18 protein-coding genes are annotated in these 18,919 nt (G+C 72.9%); 12 read left to right on the top strand and 6 right to left on the bottom strand.

What is annotated here, in order from left to right; all coding sequences use genetic code 11:
- The first annotated feature begins 6 nt into the window (after window positions 1-6).
- Window positions 7-426, top strand: a complete 420-nt coding sequence (locus ACIBKX_RS20995) for a RidA family protein (protein WP_363275978.1) — start codon at window positions 7-9, stop codon at window positions 424-426.
- Between the two features lie 134 nt (window positions 427-560).
- Window positions 561-2,051 carry a gluconate:H+ symporter gene (locus tag ACIBKX_RS20990; RefSeq protein WP_363275979.1) on the top strand — a complete coding sequence of 497 codons (1,491 nt, stop codon included), beginning with the start codon at window positions 561-563 and terminating at the stop codon, window positions 2,049-2,051.
- Window positions 2,052-2,145: 94 nt separating this feature from the next.
- Here the strand turns inward: ACIBKX_RS20990 and ACIBKX_RS20985 are convergent, their stop codons facing one another.
- Window positions 2,146-2,517, bottom strand: coding sequence for a peptidoglycan-binding domain-containing protein (locus tag ACIBKX_RS20985; RefSeq protein WP_363275980.1), 372 nt, complete (start codon window positions 2,515-2,517; stop codon window positions 2,146-2,148).
- 202 nt (window positions 2,518-2,719) lie between these two features.
- On the opposite strand from ACIBKX_RS20985, the gene ACIBKX_RS20980 reads away from it, so the two are divergent.
- The 3 genes from ACIBKX_RS20980 (at window position 2,720) to ACIBKX_RS20970 (ending at window position 4,948) form a co-directional block, all read left to right on the top strand.
- A complete protein-coding gene (locus ACIBKX_RS20980) occupies window positions 2,720-3,172 on the top strand; it encodes a phospholipase A2 (RefSeq protein WP_363275981.1) in 453 nt (150 codons plus the stop codon).
- 359 nt (window positions 3,173-3,531) lie between these two features.
- On the top strand, window positions 3,532-4,263 hold the full coding sequence (locus ACIBKX_RS20975; RefSeq protein ID WP_363275982.1) for a hypothetical protein: 732 nt from the start codon (window positions 3,532-3,534) through the stop codon (window positions 4,261-4,263).
- Between the two features lie 82 nt (window positions 4,264-4,345).
- The gene (locus ACIBKX_RS20970) at window positions 4,346-4,948 is read left to right on the top strand and encodes a hypothetical protein (RefSeq protein WP_363275983.1); all 603 of its coding nucleotides are present in this window, start codon (window positions 4,346-4,348) and stop codon (window positions 4,946-4,948) included.
- 17 nt (window positions 4,949-4,965) lie between these two features.
- Here the strand turns inward: ACIBKX_RS20970 and secD are convergent, their stop codons facing one another.
- The 4 genes from secD to ACIBKX_RS20950 all read right to left on the bottom strand — a co-directional run bounded on the left by secD (window position 4,966) and on the right by ACIBKX_RS20950 (window position 9,458).
- Complete coding sequence (gene secD, locus ACIBKX_RS20965; protein ID WP_363275984.1) at window positions 4,966-7,194, bottom strand: protein translocase subunit SecD; 2,229 nt, start codon at window positions 7,192-7,194, stop codon at window positions 4,966-4,968.
- 35 nt (window positions 7,195-7,229) lie between these two features.
- Window positions 7,230-7,613 (bottom strand): hypothetical protein, encoded by a 384-nt coding sequence (locus ACIBKX_RS20960; RefSeq protein WP_363275985.1) that lies wholly within the window; start codon window positions 7,611-7,613, stop codon window positions 7,230-7,232.
- A gap of 172 nt (window positions 7,614-7,785) precedes the next feature.
- Window positions 7,786-8,511 (bottom strand): response regulator transcription factor, encoded by a 726-nt coding sequence (locus ACIBKX_RS20955; protein ID WP_363275986.1) that lies wholly within the window; start codon window positions 8,509-8,511, stop codon window positions 7,786-7,788.
- On the bottom strand, window positions 8,508-9,458 hold the full coding sequence (locus ACIBKX_RS20950) for a sensor histidine kinase (protein WP_363275987.1): 951 nt from the start codon (window positions 9,456-9,458) through the stop codon (window positions 8,508-8,510). Before ACIBKX_RS20950 ends, ACIBKX_RS20955 begins: the two co-directional genes overlap by 4 nt.
- 332 nt (window positions 9,459-9,790) lie before the next feature.
- On the opposite strand from ACIBKX_RS20950, the gene ACIBKX_RS20945 reads away from it, so the two are divergent.
- Genes ACIBKX_RS20945 through ACIBKX_RS20935 form a run of 3 tightly spaced genes read left to right on the top strand, consistent with a single transcriptional unit; the run spans window position 9,791 to window position 11,263 of the window.
- The gene (locus ACIBKX_RS20945) at window positions 9,791-10,084 is read left to right on the top strand and encodes a TraR/DksA C4-type zinc finger protein (protein WP_363275988.1); all 294 of its coding nucleotides are present in this window, start codon (window positions 9,791-9,793) and stop codon (window positions 10,082-10,084) included.
- 46 nt (window positions 10,085-10,130) lie between these two features.
- A complete protein-coding gene (locus tag ACIBKX_RS20940; RefSeq protein WP_363275989.1) occupies window positions 10,131-10,505 on the top strand; it encodes a TraR/DksA C4-type zinc finger protein in 375 nt (124 codons plus the stop codon).
- A 32-nt stretch (window positions 10,506-10,537) separates the two neighbouring features.
- Complete coding sequence (locus tag ACIBKX_RS20935; protein ID WP_363276017.1) at window positions 10,538-11,263, top strand: rod shape-determining protein; 726 nt, start codon at window positions 10,538-10,540, stop codon at window positions 11,261-11,263.
- On the opposite strand, the gene ACIBKX_RS20930 is transcribed toward ACIBKX_RS20935, so the two are convergent.
- Window positions 11,260-12,069, bottom strand: coding sequence for an MBL fold metallo-hydrolase (locus tag ACIBKX_RS20930; RefSeq protein WP_363275990.1), 810 nt, complete (start codon window positions 12,067-12,069; stop codon window positions 11,260-11,262). The genes ACIBKX_RS20935 and ACIBKX_RS20930 overlap by 4 nt on opposite strands.
- Before the next feature lie 238 nt (window positions 12,070-12,307).
- Here ACIBKX_RS20930 and ACIBKX_RS20925 point away from each other — a divergent pair, with 238 nt between their 5' ends.
- The 4 genes from ACIBKX_RS20925 to ACIBKX_RS20910 are packed head-to-tail and all read left to right on the top strand — an operon-like array spanning window position 12,308 to window position 18,911.
- Window positions 12,308-13,378: a hypothetical protein gene (locus ACIBKX_RS20925; RefSeq protein WP_399375851.1), complete on the top strand. Its 1,071-nt coding sequence runs from the start codon at window positions 12,308-12,310 to the stop codon at window positions 13,376-13,378.
- Window positions 13,379-13,382: 4 nt separating this feature from the next.
- Window positions 13,383-14,045 (top strand): hypothetical protein, encoded by a 663-nt coding sequence (locus ACIBKX_RS20920; protein ID WP_363275992.1) that lies wholly within the window; start codon window positions 13,383-13,385, stop codon window positions 14,043-14,045.
- 2 nt (window positions 14,046-14,047) lie between these two features.
- Window positions 14,048-14,725, top strand: a complete 678-nt coding sequence (locus ACIBKX_RS20915; protein WP_363275993.1) for an RES family NAD+ phosphorylase — start codon at window positions 14,048-14,050, stop codon at window positions 14,723-14,725.
- A complete protein-coding gene (locus ACIBKX_RS20910; protein ID WP_363275994.1) occupies window positions 14,718-18,911 on the top strand; it encodes a CHAT domain-containing protein in 4,194 nt (1,397 codons plus the stop codon). The genes ACIBKX_RS20915 and ACIBKX_RS20910 overlap by 8 nt, the downstream gene beginning before the upstream one ends.
- The last annotated feature ends 8 nt before the right edge of the window (window positions 18,912-18,919 follow it).

Raw genomic sequence — 18,919 nt, 5'->3', positions numbered from 1 at the left:
ACCACCATGACCGAGAACACCGTGAAGACCGCTCTCACCCCGGCCACGCACACCACCCCGCCCGCGAAGTTCTCCCACGGCGTGAAGAAGGGCAACATCCTTCAGGTCGCCGGTCAGGTCGGCTTCCTCCCGGCGGAGGAGGGCAAGGCCCCCACCCCGGCCGGCCCCACCCTGCGCGAGCAGACCCTCCAGACCTTCGCCAACGTCAAGGCGATCCTCGAAGAGGGCGGCGCGAGCTGGGACGACGTGATGATGATGCGCGTCTACCTCACGGACGTCGACCACTTCGCCGAGATGAACGAGATCTACAACGCCTACTTCGAGGAGCAGGGCCTGAAGGCCCCGGCCTCCGCCCGCACCACGGTCTACGTGGGTCTGCCCAAGGGCCTGCTCATCGAGATCGACGCGCTCGCCGTCCTGAGCTGACGCCCCGCGCCTCCTGAACTGAACCCCCCTCCCGCAAGCCGTCTGTCGTCACGGCGCGGCGCCCCCTTCCCCCTTCGGGCGCCGCGCCGCGATCCCCCCTGCCCTGAAAGCCCCATGCACTTACGAGGTCAACGATGTCCCCGTCCCCCTTCACCGCGCTCGCGGCCGCCGCCGACCCACCGGAGCCCGTCCACACCGGCGGCATCCTCACCCTGATCGACGGCACGGCAGGCCTGCTGACCGTCGCGGCGCTCGGTATCGTCCTGCTCCTCTTCCTGATCATCAAGGTCAGGCTGCAGCCCTTCGTGGCGCTGCTCGCGGTCTCCATAGTCGTCGGCCTCTCGGCCGGTCTCTCCGTCACCGAACTCTTCGGCACCGTCCAGAAGTCCGACGCCGTCTCGGTCATCGAGTCGGGCATGGGCGGCATCCTCGGCCACGTGGCGATCATCATCGGCCTCGGCACGATGCTCGGCGCGATCCTCGAAGTGTCGGGCGGAGCCGAGGTGTTGGCGTCCCGCCTCCTCGGCATGTTCGGCGAGAAGCGCGCCCCGTTGGCGATGGGCCTGACGGGCCTGATCTTCGGCGTCCCGGTCTTCTTCGACGTAGGCATCTTCGTCCTGGCCCCCATCGTCTACGCGGCGGCCAAGCGCAGCGGCAAGTCGATCCTGCTCTACTGCCTCCCCCTGCTCGCGGGTCTGTCGATGACCCACGCGTTCCTGCCCCCGCACCCCGGCCCGGTGGCCGCGGCCGGTCTGCTGCACGTGGACCTCGGCTGGGTCATCCTGATGGGCATCGTCTGCGGCATCCCGGCCGTCCTGGCCGCCTGGGTCTTCTCGGCCTGGATCGGAAAGCGCATCTTCGTGCCCGTCCCGCAGGACATGGTCGAGGCGGCGGACGAGGCGAAGGCGGCGGTCGTCGCCGAGCAGCGCGCAGCAGGCGTGGAGCCCCGCGAGAAGCCGGTGCCGCTGGCCACGGTCTTCACGATCATCGGTACGCCGCTCTTCCTGATCCTCCTTGCGACGTTCTCGTCGATCGCCTTCGACGAGTCGACCTTCCGCTCGGTCATCGAGTTCTTCGGCAGCCCGTTCGTGGCGCTGACGATCGCCCTCCTGATGGCGTACTACCTGCTCGGCATCCGGCGCGGCTGGTCCCGCAAGTCCCTCGAAACGGTGTCGACCTCATCGCTCAAGCCGGTCGGCAACATCCTCCTGGTGGTCGGCGCGGGCGGCATCTTCGGCGCGGTCCTGAAGGCGAGCGGCGTGGCCGCGGCCCTCTCCGACACCTTCCAGGACGTCGGCCTGCCGATCATCGTCCTCGCCTACCTGCTCTCGCTGGTGCTGCGCGTGGCCCAGGGCTCGGCGACGGTCGCGATCGTCACGACGGCGGGCATCGTGGCCCCCCTCCTCGCGGAGGGCGACCACTCCCAGGCCTTCGTCGCCCTGGTCATCATGGCGATCTCGGCGGGCTCGATCTTCGCCTCGCACGTCAACGACGGCGGCTTCTGGATGGTCGCGAAGTACTTCGGGATCTCGGAGCGGGACACCCTCAAGACGTGGACGGTCCTGGAGTCGGTGCTTTCGCTGGCCGGGTTCGCGGTGGCGGCTGTGGTCAGTCTCTTCGTCTAGCGGCTTCTCGTACGAGGACGGGGCACCCGGCGGCGCGCTCGCCGGGTGCCCCGTCCTCGTGTGTGTGCGCCCCGGTCAGATGTGTGCGCCCCGGTCAGATCGAACGCAGGGCGTTCCAGGTCTGCGGGCCGACGATGCCGTCCACCCGCAGGCCGTTCACGTCCTGGAAGTACACGACCCAGCTCTCGGTGCGCGGGCCGAAGTCACCGTCCACGTCGAGGGGGTTACCTCCGTTCCAGATGTTGATGATGCACTGGACCTCCCTGACGCGGTCACCGGTGTCGCCCCGCTGGGTCGTCGCGCTTCCGTCGTAATAGCCGCAGTAGGCGGCCGCGGAAGCCGCCGGAGCGCTCGCCGTCGCGGGCGTCGTCGGCGGTGCGGCCTGGGCCGCACCGGCCGTAAGAGCCAGCATGAGTCCGGCCAGCGTGCCGCCGATCGCCGCCGCGGTGCGTCGTCGCGAGAACATCGATGGATCTCCCCTCATCGGTGCGTGGTCCGGGTCCGGATCACGCACGGGGAGGCTGCGCTGCCGGTCTGTCGATCATGCATATGCCCACGTAATACACCCCTGTGGGTGACCGGAGACGGGGTCGTTACGTTGCGTAGCTGTACCGTCGCGCATAGTTGTCACTCCTTCCGTGTCGAAAGGCGCTCTCTCCGTGACTCCAATGACCGCTCTGCGCAAGGCACTTCTCGCCGCCCTGGCCTGCCTCGCGCTGCTGGCAGGAACAGCCGCCCCCAGTGCCGCCGCCGATGTGCGCGCGGAAGCCGACCGCATCATGGGCCTCAGCAGGTGGGACTTCGTCAACCACCCGCACGATCCGCCGTTCGACTGGACCAACGACGGCTGCACGTGGTGGCCGGACGGGGTCTTCTTCGAGGCCTGCGCCCAGCACGACTTCGGGTACCGCAACTACGGCAATCACGGTGCCACCGGGCTCAGCCTGAGCCCCACGGAGGCCACCAAGGCCTGGATCGACGAGCGCTTCTTGAACCAGATGCGGTTCGCCTGCAACGAGAACCACCCCGAGGGCAGCACCCAGCGGCAATGGTGCCTCGGCGAGGCCAATGTCATGTACGACGGGCTGCGCGCCGGTCTCGCCGACGGGGCCTTCTACTAGACGGGGCCTTGGGGCTCTCTGCCGGGCGACCGGCCACCGTGTGCGGATCATGCGCCGGACGTGACCAATCGTCAGGTCGTTGTGCGCGTACGGAAACGACTGTGACCTGCGGCGATGGCCGAAACCACGGCGTGTGATTCACGACAACCTCGGCCGCCCCCCGCCCGTTTCGGGGGGTGCGCGACGTGCGAGGAGAGCAGCCGGGCCCCGGTCCAGGGCCCGGCCTGTTTGCGACTCGGGGTGTTGAGGACCGCCTCCGGGGCCTCGGAGACTCGACCGTGCTCGAGCGCACTCAGTGGCGGCACGCGCCCAGTGCCGGCAGCCGCCATGCCAGTCAGCAACAAATGGAGGGGAAGCAAGTGAAGAAGACACGCCAGCGATTAGTGACCGGGGTGGCCGCCCTCTCGCTCGTGGGAATCGGGACCCTGGGGTCCGCGGCCACCGCACAGGCCGACACCCGCGCGGAGAAGATCCTGCCCGCACAGACCGCACTGGTCAGCCCGAACCTCGGAGTGCCCGGCACCGCCAAGGGCGTCAGCCAGACCGACCCCGTCTCCCGGCTCCTCATGTCCGACCGGATCGACCTCGACCCGGTGAAGGTCAGAGTCCCGGCCGGTACGGCGGCCGAACAGCAGCGGGCGACCGAGCAGGCCGCGAAGGCGGCGGCCCCGAAGTGGCAGAAGAAGCTCGACGGGCAGGCGAAGAAGGCGCTGTCGGGCGGGGACTACGAGACGTACAAGGACTACGACTCGGACATCGTCTTCGGGGACTGCGGTTACTCGACCGTGGAACTCGGCGACGAGACGGACGACCTCACCGGCTTCACCTCGGGCTCCTTCTTCCTGAACAAGCCGGGGTACACCTACTCGGCCGGCATCAGGGTCTGGGACCCGGACTGGCTCGATTTCTTCGACGAGACGTTCAACTACGAGGGTGACCTCGAAGGCGGCGTCTCATGGGGCGAGGCCGAGGTCTTCGAGGTGGACGAGGAGAGCGAGTACAACGCCACCCTCTCCGCGATCATCTACACGGGCGGTCTCAGCTGGTGCACCAGCGGCGGCCCGCAGGTCGAGGACGTCACCATCGGCTGAGGCCGACCGAGGCGAGTGACGAGCACTGAGCGGTAAGCGGTAAGCGGCGGAGTTCGGGACCGGGCAGCAGGGAGGCACCGTCATGTACGAGCGGCGCGAACCGGACCGCCCCGTCCCGGACCCCGTCGCCCACGCGCGGTCGGCACTCGCGACCGCCCCGCATCCGCCCTACGGCCTCGACGGGAGCTGGCGGGGCCCGAGGGTGGTCGAGGAGCATCAGAGCACCGGCGGGCGCTTGACCCGCGTCATGCTGGGCCACGGTCCGCGCTGGGTACCGGACGGCGACTGGCTCGGCGTCACCACCCGCTTCCCGCGCCCCGGCCAGACGCGGGTGCCGCGCCCCCGGCGCTTCCTCGGCAACGTACTGGAGCAGGAACTGCGCCGCGTCAACGCCTCGTTGGAGCACCGCATCCCCGGCTACCGGGCTCCGCCCGGCTCGGTGGCCGCGGGCGAGGTGATCGTGTGGGTCGAGGGCGCGGAGTACCCGGCGGAGGTCCTGCGCTGCGGTGACGTCCGGCTCTGCGAACTCCCCGTGGAACGGAACGGGCTGTGGATCCTGCTCACCTGGACGGGCAACCTCCCGCAGGCCGCCCTCGTCCCGGTCGCGGACACGGCGCCGTACGTGGCGGGCCTCCGCGCGGACCTGCCGCGCCGCCGGGGCGGTGCCTTTGGCGCGGGGTCCTGAGGAAGCGCAGTGGGCGCTCAGCGGATGCGGCGGTCGATCTCGACGGCCAGGGGCGCGGCGGTGAAGACCGACGAGTACGTGCCGACCGCCAGCCCGATGAGGAGGGCCAGCGCGAAGTCGGTGAGGGAGTCGCCGCCCAGGATCGCCAGCGAGGCCAGGATCAGGGCCGCGCCCATCCCCGTGTTGACGGTGCGGGGCAGCGTCTGGAGGATGGCCCGCTCGGTGGCCTGTGGGAAGGGGACCTTGCGGTCGCGGCGGGACAGCTCCCGGATGCGGTCGAAGACGACCACGGAGTCGTTCACCGAGTAGCCGATGACGGTGAGCAGCGCCGCGAGGAACACGCCGTCCACCGGCTTGCCGAGCCAGGCGAAGACGCCGACGAGGATCAGTACGTCGTGGGCCAGCGCGGCGACCGCGGCGCCGCCGAGGAGCCAGCGGAAGCGGGCGGCGAGATACAGGAGTTGGGCGCCTAGGGCCACGGCGAGGGCGATCAGGGCGTTGCGGCGCAGCTCGTCGCCGAGGCTGGGGCCGATCAGCTCGTCGCGCAGCTTCTCCGCGTCGCCGCCGAGCGCGGTGACGGTCCGGGTGACCGTGGCCGCCTCGGGGTTGGTCAGTTCCCCGGTGCGCACGGTGAGGCCGGTGTCGCCGGAGGACTGGACGACGGCCCGGGGGAGTCCCGCATCGGCGAGAGCCTCCCGGGCCCGTTCCGGATCCACGGCCGTGGAGGTCGTGTACTCGATCATGCGGCCGCCGGTGAACTCGATCCCGAAGTCAAGGCCGCGGGCCGCGATCCCCGAGACGGCGAGGGCCAGGACGACGGCGGAGGCGGCCAGCCAGCGGCGCGGGCGGCGCATCAGCCGCGGGTCGCGCCGCGCGAGGGCGGCGCGGACCCGGCCGGTGGTGGCGAGCCCCGTGACGCGGGGGCGGCGGCGCACCCAGGGCCGTGAGGCGGCGAAATCGGCGAGTACGCGGGTCACGACCAGGGCGCTGATCATGGAGGCGACGACGCCGGTGCCCAGGGTGACGCCGAAACCGCGTACGGGCCCGGACGCGAGGAAGAAGAGCAGGCAGGCCGCGATCAGCGTGGTCACGTTGGAGTCGGCGATGGCGGAGAAGGCGTTGCGGAAACCGGAGGTCAGCGCCGAGCGCGGGCTGGGGCGGCGGCGGGCCGCGTGTTCTTCCCTGGCGCGTTCGAAGACGAGCACGTTGGCGTCCACCGCCATGCCGATCGCGAGGACGAAGCCGGCCAGGCCGGGAAGGGTCAGGGTGGCGCCGATGGCGGCGAGAACGGCGTACGAGATCACGCCGTAGCAGGCCAGGGCCAGCACGGCGAGCGCGCCCATCAGGCGGTAGACGACGGTGAGGAACAGCGCGGTCAGACCGGCGCCGATGACGGCGGCCCAGGCGCTCGCGGTGATGGCCTGCGCGCCGAGGGTGGGGCCGACGGTGCGCTGCTCGACGGTCTCGACCGGCACGGGCAGGGCGCCGCCCTTGATGAGCAGGGCGAGTTCGCGGGCTTCGGCATCGGTGAAGGAGCCGGTGATCTGCGTGGAGCCGCCCACGATGCCCGTCCCGCAGGAGACGGACGGGTCGACCTGCGGCGAGGAGATGACCTTGTCGTCCAGGACGATGGCGACGCGGCGCCCGGGCTCACCGGCCGGGTGGCAGGCTGCCTCGCCGGTCAGCCGGGCCCACTGCTCGCGGCCGGAGCCGTCGAAGTCGACGGTGACATGCCATCCCGCGCCGGTCTGCTGGTCGATGCGCGCGGCGGCGTCCTTGACCGTCTGCCCGGTCAGGGCGGCGTCCTTCAGGCGCAGGTGGCGGCCGGACTCGTCGGGCAGGACGCGCTCGCGTGGGCGTTCGGGCAGGGGCTTCGGTGTCTCGCCGTTCTCGGCGGTGCCGAGCACGGGGTGGAAGGTGAGCTGGGCGGTGCGGCCGAGGACGTCGGCCGCCTCCGTGGGGTCTTGCACGCCGGGCAGTTCGACGACGATGCGGTTCTCGCCGGACCGCTGGAGCGTGGGCTCGGCGACGCCGAGCGCGTCGATGCGGCCGCGCAGCACCTCCAGCGTGCGGTCGGTCGTCTCGCGGTCGGCGGTGGTGGTCGGGGTCGGGCGGGTCTCCAGGACGATCTGGGTGCCGCCGCGCAGGTCGAGCCCGAGGCGGACCGGCACGGTGAACGTGATGTACAGCGACAGGGCGATCACGGCGAGGGCGAACAGCGCCCTCACGCGGGCAGAGCGAATCAACGGGGCCTCCGGCAGGGACCTAGGAACGGGACGTGTCAGGTGCCGTGAGGTGCCGGAGGTGCCCGCCCGCGGTCGGCGGGCGCGGAGTCCGCGCAGTGCGGGGCGGCCGGGGACGGTGCCGGTTCCCGCCTGACGAGGGGCGGTGTCTTCTTGTCGTACGCGGTGGGAAGGTGCGCGGGAGGTGTGCGCTCGCCGCCCGGTGCGGGGCGCGGGCCGACGGGGGCGGTGCAGAGGGTGGCCGAGGCGTCGGCCGCGTGGGCGCTGCTGTCGTGGTGCTCGGCGGTGGGTGCGGCGGCGGGTGCGGCGGTGGTGGCGGGTGCGGTTGGTGTGGTCGGCCGGGGGCCGTCTGCGGGGAGTGCGCCGAGAAGCGTCAGGAGCAGGGCCGCGAGCACGGCGAACACGCCGAGCACGCCGAACATGCCGAACACGGTGAATGCGGCGGGTGTTCGGCCCGTGGCTTCGCGGCTGCCGCTCGGGGCGGGGCGCATCGGTCGTCCCCCTGTCCGTGACGGCTGCGGGTGCGGGCCCGAGGCCCCGGCAGGGGAGTGCGGCCGGGGCCTCGGGGGTCCTTGGGGTGGGCGCGGGGCGGGGTCAGGGTTCGACGAGCCCCGCGCGGATCGCGTAACGGGTGAGTTCGAGGCGGTCGCGCAGGCCGAGCTTGTGCAGCAGGTTGGCGCGGTGGCGCTGGACGGTCTTGACGCTGATGAAGAGGAGATCGGCGATCTCCTTGGAGGAGTGCCCCTCGGCGACCAGCTTGAGGACCTCCTCCTCGCGCGGGGTGAGGATCTGGTCGGGCGTCTCCGCGCCGTGCCGGACCCGGTCGAGATAGTTCCGGATCAGCGCGCTGACCGCACCGGGGTAGAGGAACGGCTCGTCGCGCATCGCGGCCCGGCAGGCGGCGACCAGATCCCGGTCGGCGACGGACTTGAGCACATAGCCGCTGGCACCGGACTTGAGGGACTGGAAGAAGTACTGCTCGTTGTCGTGCATGGTCAGCATCAGGATCCGCAGCCCCGGCTTGAGCGCGGCCAGTTCGCGGGCCGCCTGCAGTCCCGTCATCCGGGGCATGGCGATGTCCAGTACGGCGAGGTCGACGTCGTGGCCGCGGGCCATCGCGACGGCCTCGGCGCCGTCCCCGGCCTCCGCGACCACCTCCAGGTCCGCCTCCTGGTCGAGGATGAGCCGCACGCCGCGGCGGACCAGCGCGTGGTCGTCGGCCAGCAGGATCCGGATCGTGGACGTCCGGGAGGCTGAGGCCTGGGAGACGGGCTTCTGGGAGGCCGAGGTCTGGGAGACGGGCGTCTGGGAGATGGTCATGGCTTCCTGGGCAGGGGTGCGGTGAGCTGGACCCGGGTGCCTGTGCCGGGCGCGGGGGTGACGTCGAGGCGGGCGCCGATGAACAGCGCGCGCTCGCGCATGCCGCGGATGCCGGCGCCCTCGCACGGCGCCTTGATGCCGCAGCCGTCGTCGGTGACGGAGAGGACCACGGCGTCGCCGGTGCGGCGCAGCGCCACGGTGACCTCCTCGGCGTCGGCGTGCCGGGCGGCGTTGGTCAGACTCTCCTGGGCGACCCGGTAGAGGACCAGCTCCGTCTCCGGCGCGGGCACCGAAAGACCCGTGTCGAAGCGGCGGTTCACCTTGAGCCCGGTGTGGGTGGCGAAGTCGTGCGTGAGCGAGGTCAGCGCACTGACCAGCCCGAGGTCGTCGAGGACGCCGGGCCGCAGCCGGCGCACCAGACGGCGGACCTCGTCCAGGCTCTCGCGCGTGATCTCCTGTATGTGGTGCAGCTCGTCGCGCAGCGGCTCACCGGCCTGGTCCGCGGCCCGCTTGAGGCTGAGCAGGATCGCCGTCATGCTCTGCCCGACCTCGTCGTGCAGCTCCTGCGCGATACGGCGCCGCTCGGCCTCCTGCGCGAGCAGCACGCGGGCACTGCTGGTGGCCCGCTCCTGTTCGAGCCGCTCCAGCATGGCGTTGAACGTACGGATGAGATCGGCGACTTCGCCGCCGCCGTCCGCGGTGAGCCGCTGGCCGGGCTTCAGCAGGTCGACGGTGGTCATCAGCCGCGTCAGCCGGTCCAGCGGGGCAAGGCCCCAGCGCAGCAGCGCGGCGTTGGCGACGAGCATCACCACCAGGCCGCCCACCAGGATCACGGCCTCGGTCAGCAGGACCGGCACGGAGACGGTCACCGGAGCCCACAGCAGCAACGCGGTGGCCGTACCGAGAACCACCGCGTTGAGCCCGAATATCCGCCAGAACAGGGACACCTGACGTTACGCCTCCTTCTGTGACGGCCTGCCTCCACTGTCGGGCATGCGCATCGCAGCCGGTCCGGCGGCCCCGTGGCCTCGACCAAGCCTGCCCGCGCGCGGCGGCCGGGTCGATGGGCTCCAGGACCCATTTCCCGCGCACGGCGGACCCACGCGGGCCGCGTACATCCCGCGACCCCGCGCAAATGGGGCCTGCGCCCGATGGGGTTCCGCGGCCGCGACGGCCAAGGTGAAGACATCCGGCGACACCCGGCGACATCCGAAGACATCCGGAGACCCCCGGAGACACCCGGAGAGATTCCTGAGCCATCCCTGGAAGGGGCCCCACCGTGTCGATCGACACCGCTCACGAGGTACGTCTGCGTCTGGAGCACGCCCGTGACACCCGGCTGACCCAGCTGCGGGCCCTCGGCGAGACCGAGAGCAGCGCGGACGATCATCTGCTGGGCACGCAGAAGGCCGCCATGGAACGGGTGCTCAAGGAGATCGACGCCGCCTTCGCCCGTCTTCAGGACGGCAGCTACGGCACCTGCCTGGGCTGCGCCGAGCCCGTCCCCGCGGAGCGCCTGGAGATCCTGCCCTACACCCGGTACTGCGTGGCCTGCCAGCACCGGGCCGCCTGACCGGCAGCCGGCCGTCCCCCGACTTCCGCTCTGCCCAAGGGGTGCAGTGGTGAACCACCAGACCATCGACGGACGCGGCACGCACCTGACGGCCGACGACCTCGCCGCGCTCCGTGCGAACCTGCACGAACAGCGCCTGTTCCGCAGGGACCAACTCCAGCAGATCGCGTCCGCGGCCCCGTCCCGCGAAGACGACCTGCGGCTCATGCGTGCCGCCTCGCAGGTGGAGGTCCGGGTCAGGCTCGCCGCCTCCGCCCGCATGGTCCTCGCCGACGTCGAAGCCGCCCTCAAACGCATGGACGAGGGCCGTTACGGCGCCTGCCACCTGTGCCGCCGCCGCATCGCCCGGCAGCGGCTGATGATCGTGCCGCAGGCCCGCTACTGCGCCCGCTGTCAGCAGGTCAGAGAGGTCGCCCGGTGACCTGCCTGCGCTGCTGCGGCGTCGCCCTGGACATGGGCAGCGCCCGCACCCGGGTGTGGATGGCGGGCCGGGGAGTGATCGCCGACGTTCCCACGGTGGCGTTCCCCGGCACCGGCACGGTGTACCCGATCCGGCGCGGCACCATCGTCGACACCTCCGGCTGCGCCCGGATGCTGGAGCGGCTGCTCGATCACCGGCTGCCCCGGCTCGCCCGCCCGCTGATCGTCGTCACCGCCCCCGTACTGGACGGCGTCGCCTACCGGAGCGCGGCGCGCACCGCCCTCCAGGCGCTGCGGCCACGCGGTGTGCTCACCGTTCCCGGTGCCCGCGCGGTCGCCCTGGCCGCCGGCGCCGACCTGTCCCGGCCGCTGCTCGTCATCGACATCGGCGCCCACCTCACGGAGGTGGTGCTGCTGGCCGACGGCGCCGTCATCGACGCGCGCCGCACCCTGCTGGGCACCAGCGATCCCGGTACCGGCGGTCGCGGTACGCACATCGGCGACGCGGTGGTGGCCATGGTGACCGCGATGCTCCGGCAGGACACCACGACACTCACCGCCGACGCCCTGCACACCGATGTCCTCCTGGCGGGCGGCGGCGCCCTGCGTCCCGAGATCACCCGTCGACTCACCGGCCGGCTCCGCGCGCCCCTGCGCGTCGTGCGGGCCCCGCACACGGCCGCCGTCCGCGGCGCCGCCCAACTCCTGCGGGCCGCTCACACCCACCCCTCCGCCGGCGGGTGCACCGGTACGCCCTAACGGTCGCCGGCGGGTTCGAACCCGGCCAGCATCTGCTCCAGCGCCGCCTGGTCGGGGCCCACGAAGGGCGGGGCTCCGGGGGCCGTGCCCAGGGTGTCCGTCATCGTGCCGGTGATCCCCAGGGCCGGCGGCAGATGCGTGGAGAGGACGATCTCGGGTGCGCCGTCCCGCAGCGGCCCGAAGCTGTCGAGGAACTTCCGCTCGTCCACGTTCTGCACCCAGGGGCTGTCGACGGTCGCCCACAGCAGCTGGGCGGCCCGCAGATCCTCCACGGGGACCTCGCGGACGTCGTCGGCCTGGGCCAGTTCCGCGCTGGGCATCGGACCGCCGAAGCAGTCCGAGCTGAAGCAGGCCCCGGAGCGGTCGTCGAAGAAGCCGACGGTGGCCGGGTTGTCGAAGAGCGGCGGGCGGAAGCCCGTGAGGGTGCGGTCGCCGACGTCGAGGGACTGGCCAGGGTTGAGCAGATGGACGCGGTCGAGCGGCAGCGGCCGTTCGCAGGACATGATCCCCGCGCCCGCGAAGGTGGTCACGACCCGCGCCTCGGGCGCCGCGTCGAGGAGGGCGAAGATCCCGCCCGTGTGATCGCGGTCCGGGTGGGTGAGCCAGATCCACCGTACGTCGGCGGGATCGAGGACGGTGCCGAGCGCCGCCAGGAAGTCCCGGTCGGGCAGCCCGAGGCCGGTGTCGACGACGACGGGCTGGGCGGCGTGCAGGACGAAGGCGTTGACGGGGATGTGGCCGATGCCCGGCACTTCGAGGCTGTCGCTGAGGGCGCTGATGTCGGGCCGTACCTTGTGAACGCGCATGACGCATCTCCATGCCCCCTCAGGGATGGTGATCGCGTCGCGGCCTCTCTGAGTCCATCGTCGTCCTTCCCCGTCGCCGCCGCATCCGCGCGCGTTTCCCGCGACCCGATTCCGCCCCGCGCGTGCCCCGAGTCCGACCGGCGGACCCTGTGCAATGGAGGGAGAGGGGAGAACCGAACGGGCTTGTGAGTGGTGTGACGCCGGTGCGATCCTTGCCGCCATGTCACCCCCTCCTCGTATGCCCGAGCACGGATTGGTACTTGAGGAGGTGAGGAAGGTGCGGCGGGCGGGTGTCGTCAGGCTGCGCGAGACGGACACGCCCGAGCTGATCCGCATCGCCGGACAACTGCCCGCGGCGGGCGGCGAGTTGACCGCCGGTGCCGTCGAGCGGCTGCTGCGGGCCGCGGTCGCCGGCATCGGCGGCGGCAGCCTCCAGACCGCCGCCGAGTACAGCCTCGGACTCGCCCAGGGGACCCGTGACTGGCCGGCCGCCGACCGGCGCAGGCGGGCGGCCCAGGTGTACGGGGTGAGCGTCGAACGCTTCCGCAAACACCATGAGTTGATGGTGCTCGGGCAGATCGCGGAGCAGCTCGTCGGCATCGCGGGCCGGACGCCCGAGGACACTGCCGGCGAACCGTCCCGGCTGCCCGCCGCCCACCGCGAGCTGCGGCTCTCGGTGCACGGCCGCGCCGTCACCGTCACCGTGCACGTCCACTCGGTGGACCTGCTGCGGGACGTGGACGTCGTCGTGTCGCCGTCCAACACGTACTTCGCGCTGCCCGCGCCGTACAAGTCGTCGGTCTCGGCGACCCTGCGGCGGGCCGGCGCGCTCAAGGACCCGGCGGGGGGACTTGTCGAGGACCACGTCCACGACGAGTTGCGGGGGTGGGCCGCCCGGCACGGGGCACCGGGCCGGGCGGCCCTGCCGGGCACCGTCGTCGCCACCTCGTCCGGCGCCCTCGCCGCCCAGGGCGTCCGGCGGATCTACCACGTCGCCGTGGCCGTGCCCCGCCCGGAGTCCAACGACTACGACGTACAGCCCGCCGACGTCACCCGCGGCGTGGCCCGCGCCTTCGCCCTGCTCGCCGAGGAGACCCGGGCGAGCGAACCGCCCCTGACCTCCATCTGCCTGCCGCTGCTCGGTGCGGGCCGCGGCGGGCTCCCGCCGCTGGAGAGCTTCGGCGCGCTGTGGGCGGCCGTTGAGGCGGAACTCGCCCGCGGCGCCGACTGGGAGATCCACTTCGTCGTACGCCGCCATGCGCGCGCCGACCTCATCGAGCGGCTGCTCGCCGACCGGAGGAGTCCGTGACCCCGTGAACCCGTACGCCGTGCTCGCGGCCGCCGCCGCGCTCTGGGACCGTATCGCCGACCGTGTCGATCAGCCGCTGCGCGACCGCCTCGCCGCGTTCCTCGGCATCGTGCGCGGCGCGGACACCGACGAGGAGACCCGGCGGGACGCCGCAGACCGGGCGGCGGCGCTGCTGCGGGAGCGGCTGCCGGAGGAGTTCGGCGCCGGGGGAGAGGCACGGCTCGCCCCGGACGCCGAACTCACCGGCGCCGACGCCGTTTACCGGGGCTTCCGGGTCGAGGACCTCGCCGTACTCCTCATCGACGGCCACCGCATGGTCGGCCCCGTGCTCGGCCCGGTCCGCGAACGGCTGCTCGCCGCGCCCGCCCTTGACGCCGACACGGTGCTGCGGCACGGCGGCAACCCGTTCGCACCCGAGCTGATCCGGCTGCCCGGCACCGGCGGACTGCCCCGCCTGCCGCGCTTCCAGTTCTCCGAGGACGCGATGCCCTGGCTGGTCGTCCTGGAGGTGAACACGCTCCTCGCCGCCGATCGCGACCCCTGGGGCGCCGCCGACTGGTGGCTGTCCGCCAATGCTTGGCTCGGCACCCCGCCCGCGCGGCTCCTCGGCTCCGGGAAGGATCGCCAACTTGCGGACACCGCACGCTTTCTGATGGAGGGTGAGTAACTGTGCCCAACTACCGCCCGCCCGAGGCCCCGCACGCGACCCCCGCCAAGGTCACCCTGGAGCGGGGCACGGTCCTGCACCGCGTACACAAGTCCCACCGTGAAGCGGCCGCGTTCAACCCGCACCCCTCGCACTGCCTCTACGGAGGCGGCCGCTTCGACGGCACGGCCTGTGATCCCTACGGCTACCTCTACGCGGGCCTCAGCCCGGCCGCCGCGGTCTGCGAGACGCTGCTGCGCTCGCTGCCCTTCGACCCGGCGGGCGGCCCCCGGCTGCTGCCGCGCGTGGGCGTCGAGGGGCGGCGGCTTTCGACGCTGCGGCTCACCGTCGACGTCACGCTGGTCTCGCTGATGAACGCGCAGGACCTGGCCGCCGTCCACCAGGACAGCTGGCTCGTCCAGACCGAGGCCGCCGACTACGCCTACACGCGGGACTGGGGGCACTGGATCCGCCGGCACACCGACCCCTGGGCGCAGGGTTTCGTCTGGTCGTCGAAGCGGGAGCCCGGCGACCGCACGGTGCTGCTCTTCGAGGACCGGTGCCCGCGGGGCGCCGTCGAGGCGGCCGGCGTGTCCGACGAGGCCGTGGTGGAGTTCGCCACCGACGACGGCGAGCGCTGGCTCAACTCCGTCCTCCAGCCGTACCACGCGCGCCTCGCGCCCTCGGCCCGCCATGCGTGATCAGCGGCTCGAAGGCGAGCGCGCCGAAGTGCTCGACCGCATCGCGGGGCTTCCCTCGGACGCCGACGAGGTGCCCGCCCTGTGCGCGTACGCGGGCGAGCTCAGCTACCGCATCCACCTGTCGTCCGACGGTGAATCCGGCACGGCGGACCTGGAGTTGGCGGCGGAGGCCTTCGGCCTCGCCTTCGCCGCGCCGGGCACGGACGGCGACTGGGCCGCGTGGCGGATCGCCTACGCGCACGCACGGGCTCTTCAGTACGACATCGACCCCTCACCCCAACTCCTGGACGAATGCCGGGAGTTGCTGATCGCGGGCATGGCGGCGCTGTCCGCCGACGATCCCGCGTACGACACCGCACGCACCGTCGGCGGCCATCAGCTCGCTCTCTGCGCGCGGGAGCGGTTCATGAAAGCCCCGCAGGGCACGCCCCCCGAAGACCGGTCCGCGCTGCTCGACGAGGCCCTGCGGCGCTGCGAGGACGCCGACGGAATCCTGGAGCCGGGCAGCAAGGAGGCCGTCGAACTGTGGGAGACGCTGAGCCTCCTGCGGCTCGAACGCTGCCTGGACGGCGGAGGCGCCGAGGACGCGGTGGCCTGCGCGACGTATTGCCGGGCGGTGCTCGAAGCCGCGCTGCCCGGCACCGACCTGCCGCTCGTCCGGCACCGGCTCGGCGTGGTGCTGCTCATCCACGGGCGGCTGACCGCCGACCGGGACGAACTGGAGGAGGCCCGCGACGCGTTCGACACGGCGGTCCACGCGGCGCGGCGGCGCGGCGCCGAGGAATCGTCCAGGGCGGAATCGTCCCGGGCGGAAACGCCGTGGGTGGAGCCGTCGTGGGTCTGGGAGGCGGAGTGCAACGCCGTCTTCGTCCGCGTCCTCATCTGGACCACCTGGAAGGACCACGCGCACGCGGCGGCGGGCGAGGTCGAACTGAAGACGCTGCTCGCCGCGCCCGACGCGGAGGAGCGGCTGGTGCCGCACTTCCTCGACGGCTTCGGGCGGCTGCTCTACGAACGGGCGGCGGCCCGCGGCGACGCGGCGGGCTGCGACCGGGGCATCGCCCTGATGCGGCGCGCGATCAGCGAGTGGCGGCCGGAACGGGACGGCAAGGTCACCGCGACGGCGGTGCTCCTCGGCTACTTCCAGCAGGCCCGGTACGAGCACGACCCCGACCCGCGCCGCGTGGCGGACGCCGCCGGGGCCGCCGGGCTCGTGCTCGCGGACGAGCAGGCGCACCCGGAGATCCGCAGGATGGCGCGGCTGCTCGCCGCCTGGGCCCGGCAGGAGGGTCCCGACGGCCCGCCCGAGCGGGACGACGACGTCATCGCGTTGTACGAGGAGTTCGTCGCCGACGTGGAGGAAGGCCGTACGTTCCTCGACTTCACCGGGGGCGACGCGGACTTCCCCGGCATGTTCGCGGGCGCCGACCCCGTACGGCTGCACATCGCCTTCGACACGGCCTACGCACGGTGGAAGGCGGCGGAACCCGGCCGGGACCGGGCAAAGGCCGCCACCATGCTCCTCTCCCATCTACGGGTCATCGACCCGCACGGCGACCGTGTCACCGCCGAGCAGAAGAACGAACTCATCGCGGCCGCCCTCGAACACGCCAAGGACGACCCGGAGTGGCAGCGCACCGCGCACATGGCGGCGGGCGCGGCCCGCTTGACCGATGCGATGGCGGGCTCCGGCGACGGCATGGACGCGGTGCTGGACCACTTCGCGCAGGCCGAGGAGCTGGGGAAGCGGTCGGGGAACACGGCGGGCGACGACGGCCTCGACCTCGCAAGGATCCTGGCCATCAGCCATCGGGGGCAGACCAGCGGCGGCAAGGACGACGTGGAGGCGGCCCGCGCGGGCTGGCGGGCGCTGCGGCACGACCCGAGGCTGCCGACGTACGCACGCCGCGTCATGGACGCGCAGCAGTCGTCCGTCGACGCCCAGAACGCGGTCAGGGCCGGCGACCTCGCCGCCGCCGACCGGCACCGGGCCGCCGTCATCGGGACGCACGCCGCGCTCGACCCCGAGGACCCGTCCCGCATCGAGCTGTGGACCCTCGTCGAACTCGACCGGATGCTCCGCGACGACCTGGCCGAGCGGCTGGGCGAGCCGCCCGCGCCGCCCCTCGTCGGCAGCCCCAGCGCGGCCCGGCTGCGCAGGGACGCCAACCGGCTGCCGCGCGACCACCGGGCCTGGGTCCTCGGCGACACCGGAGTGGCCCGCTTCGCGCGGGCGGGCCGTACGCAGAACGCCGCGGACCTCGCCGAGGCGCTCGGCCTCGTCCAGGAGGCGTACGACCTGGTCGACGAGGGCAGCGACAGCAAGGTGCGGTACGCCAACTGCCTGGGCACCGGCCACACCGCGCTCGCCGGCATCCAGCGGGACCCGCGCGCCCGCGACCGGCATCTCGCCCAGGGCATCGCCAGGTTCGAGTACGCCTTCGCCGCCGTCGGCGGCCCCGAGCACCGCCTCTACGCCGCCACCGGCCTCGGCCTCGCCCGCGCCTACCGCCACCGCGGCTCGACGCGCCACGACGACCGGGCGAACGCCCGCCGCATCGGGCTCGACGCGCTGCGCGGCCACGCGTGGGCCGCGCTGCTCCAGTCCGGCACCGATCACGCGGCGCAGGCCGCCTCGCAGGCCACATCGGCGGCGCTAGAGGTCGCCGGGTGGTGTCTGCGGGACAACGTCCCCGAGGAGGCGGTGCGGGCCCTCGACGCCTGCCGGGGCCTGGTCCTGCATGCGGCGACGACGTCGAGCACCGTGCCCGAACGCCTGGTCGCGGCGGGCCACGCGGACCTGGCCGCCGAGTGGGACGACGCGGGCGTCCCGGACGGTCTGAGTCCCGCCGACCCCCTCTCCGCGACACAGGCCCCGCTGGCCGTGCCCAGCGCGCTGCGCCGCCGGGTGCTCGCCGCGCTCACCGGTGAGGAGGCGGCACCCGGCGACGGCACCCCGCAGGACCGGCTGCTCGACCCGCCCACGCCCGTGGAGATCGCCGCCGCGCTGCGCACCCTGCGCAAGGACGCGCTGGTCTACCTGGTGCCCGCGTCCGCCGACGGGGGCGGCGCCGCCGTCGTCGTCACCAACGGCGGCGACACGCACTCCGTGCCGCTGCCCAAGCTGACGGAGGACGCGGCGCCGCTGCGGGACTATCTCCCGGCGGGCGACGGGGCGCGCGAGATGGGCCCGGTGCCGGGGTACGCCGCCGCACACCGGCCGCTCGCGGGACCGTCCCCGCGCGAGCGCCTCGACCGGCTGTGCGGCTGGGCCTGGTACGCGGCGATGCGCCCCCTCTTCGACGCCTTCGAGGCACCTCGCAGGCCCGGCAGGGTGCCGCGCCTCGTCCTCGTGCCGATGGGCGCGCTCGGCCTCGTCCCCTGGCATGCGGCGTGGGACCACGGGGACGACGGCGGGCGGCGGTACGCGCTTGAGGACGCCGAGATCTCGTACGCGGCGTCGGCGCGGCTGCTGTGCGACGTGGCGGCACGGGACGCGGTGACGCACACCGGCCAGGCACTGGTGGTGGGCAACCCCACGGGGGACCTGCGCTACGCGGGCGAGGAGGCGGACGCGGTGCAGCGGGCCTTCTATCCGCAGGGCGTCTTCCTCGGCGGCCGCACCGGCGGCACGTCCGACGGCCCCGGCACCCCGGCGGAGGTGATGTCCTGGCTGCGCCGCTCGGGCGACCAGGACAGCGGGGCGGTGCTGCACCTGGCCTGCCATGCGGCGGTGGCACGGGGCGGGGCCCGCAGCAGCGCGCATCTCTCCCTGCACGGCGGCGAGTTGTCCGCGGAGCAGCTGACGGAGGCGCTGAGCGGGGGCGGCCGGGGCCGCCTGGGCCTGGTCCTCCTGGCGGCGTGCCGCAGCCATGTGTCGGGCCGGGGCCACAACGAGGCGTACACGCTCTCCACGGCATTCCTGGTGGCCGGAGCCCGCTCGGTGATCGGCTCCCTGTGGCCGGTCCCGGACGACGCGACATCGGTCCTGATGTTCCTGACGCACCACTACCTCCGCACGGAGGACGAACCCCCCGCGAAGGCCCTGCGCCGAGCCCAACTGTGGATGCTGAACCCCCACCGCACCCTCCCGGAGGCCCTCCCCCCTCTCCTCCGCGCAAGAGCCGAGGCCCTGACCCCGGACGACTTGACGTCTTGGGCGGGGTTCACACACCTGGGGCAGTAGGACATGTG

The sequence above is a fragment of the Streptomyces sp. NPDC050658 genome, assembly GCF_044457025.1.
Lineage (GTDB): Bacteria > Actinomycetota > Actinomycetes > Streptomycetales > Streptomycetaceae > Streptomyces.
The sequence above is the reverse complement of the archived record's forward strand: the minus strand, read 5'-3'. Positions and strand labels throughout refer to the sequence as shown.

Coding starts and splice junctions, on each gene's coding strand:
- ACIBKX_RS20990 (WP_363275979.1), top strand. CDS start 561: ATGTCCCCGTCCCCCTTCACCGCGCTCGCGGCCGCCGCCGACCCACCG.
- ACIBKX_RS20995 (WP_363275978.1), top strand. CDS start 7: ATGACCGAGAACACCGTGAAGACCGCTCTCACCCCGGCCACGCACACC.
- ACIBKX_RS20960 (WP_363275985.1), bottom strand. CDS start 7,613: ATGTTCGGCGTGCTCGGCGTGTTCGCCGTGCTCGCGGCCCTGCTCCTG.
- ACIBKX_RS20925 (WP_399375851.1), top strand. CDS start 12,308: ATGCCCGAGCACGGATTGGTACTTGAGGAGGTGAGGAAGGTGCGGCGG.
- ACIBKX_RS20910 (WP_363275994.1), top strand. CDS start 14,718: ATGCGTGATCAGCGGCTCGAAGGCGAGCGCGCCGAAGTGCTCGACCGC.
- ACIBKX_RS20980 (WP_363275981.1), top strand. CDS start 2,720: ATGACCGCTCTGCGCAAGGCACTTCTCGCCGCCCTGGCCTGCCTCGCG.
- ACIBKX_RS20930 (WP_363275990.1), bottom strand. CDS start 12,069: ATGCGCGTTCACAAGGTACGGCCCGACATCAGCGCCCTCAGCGACAGC.
- ACIBKX_RS20935 (WP_363276017.1), top strand. CDS start 10,538: ATGGGCAGCGCCCGCACCCGGGTGTGGATGGCGGGCCGGGGAGTGATC.
- ACIBKX_RS20985 (WP_363275980.1), bottom strand. CDS start 2,517: ATGTTCTCGCGACGACGCACCGCGGCGGCGATCGGCGGCACGCTGGCC.
- ACIBKX_RS20970 (WP_363275983.1), top strand. CDS start 4,346: ATGTACGAGCGGCGCGAACCGGACCGCCCCGTCCCGGACCCCGTCGCC.
- ACIBKX_RS20955 (WP_363275986.1), bottom strand. CDS start 8,511: ATGACCATCTCCCAGACGCCCGTCTCCCAGACCTCGGCCTCCCAGAAG.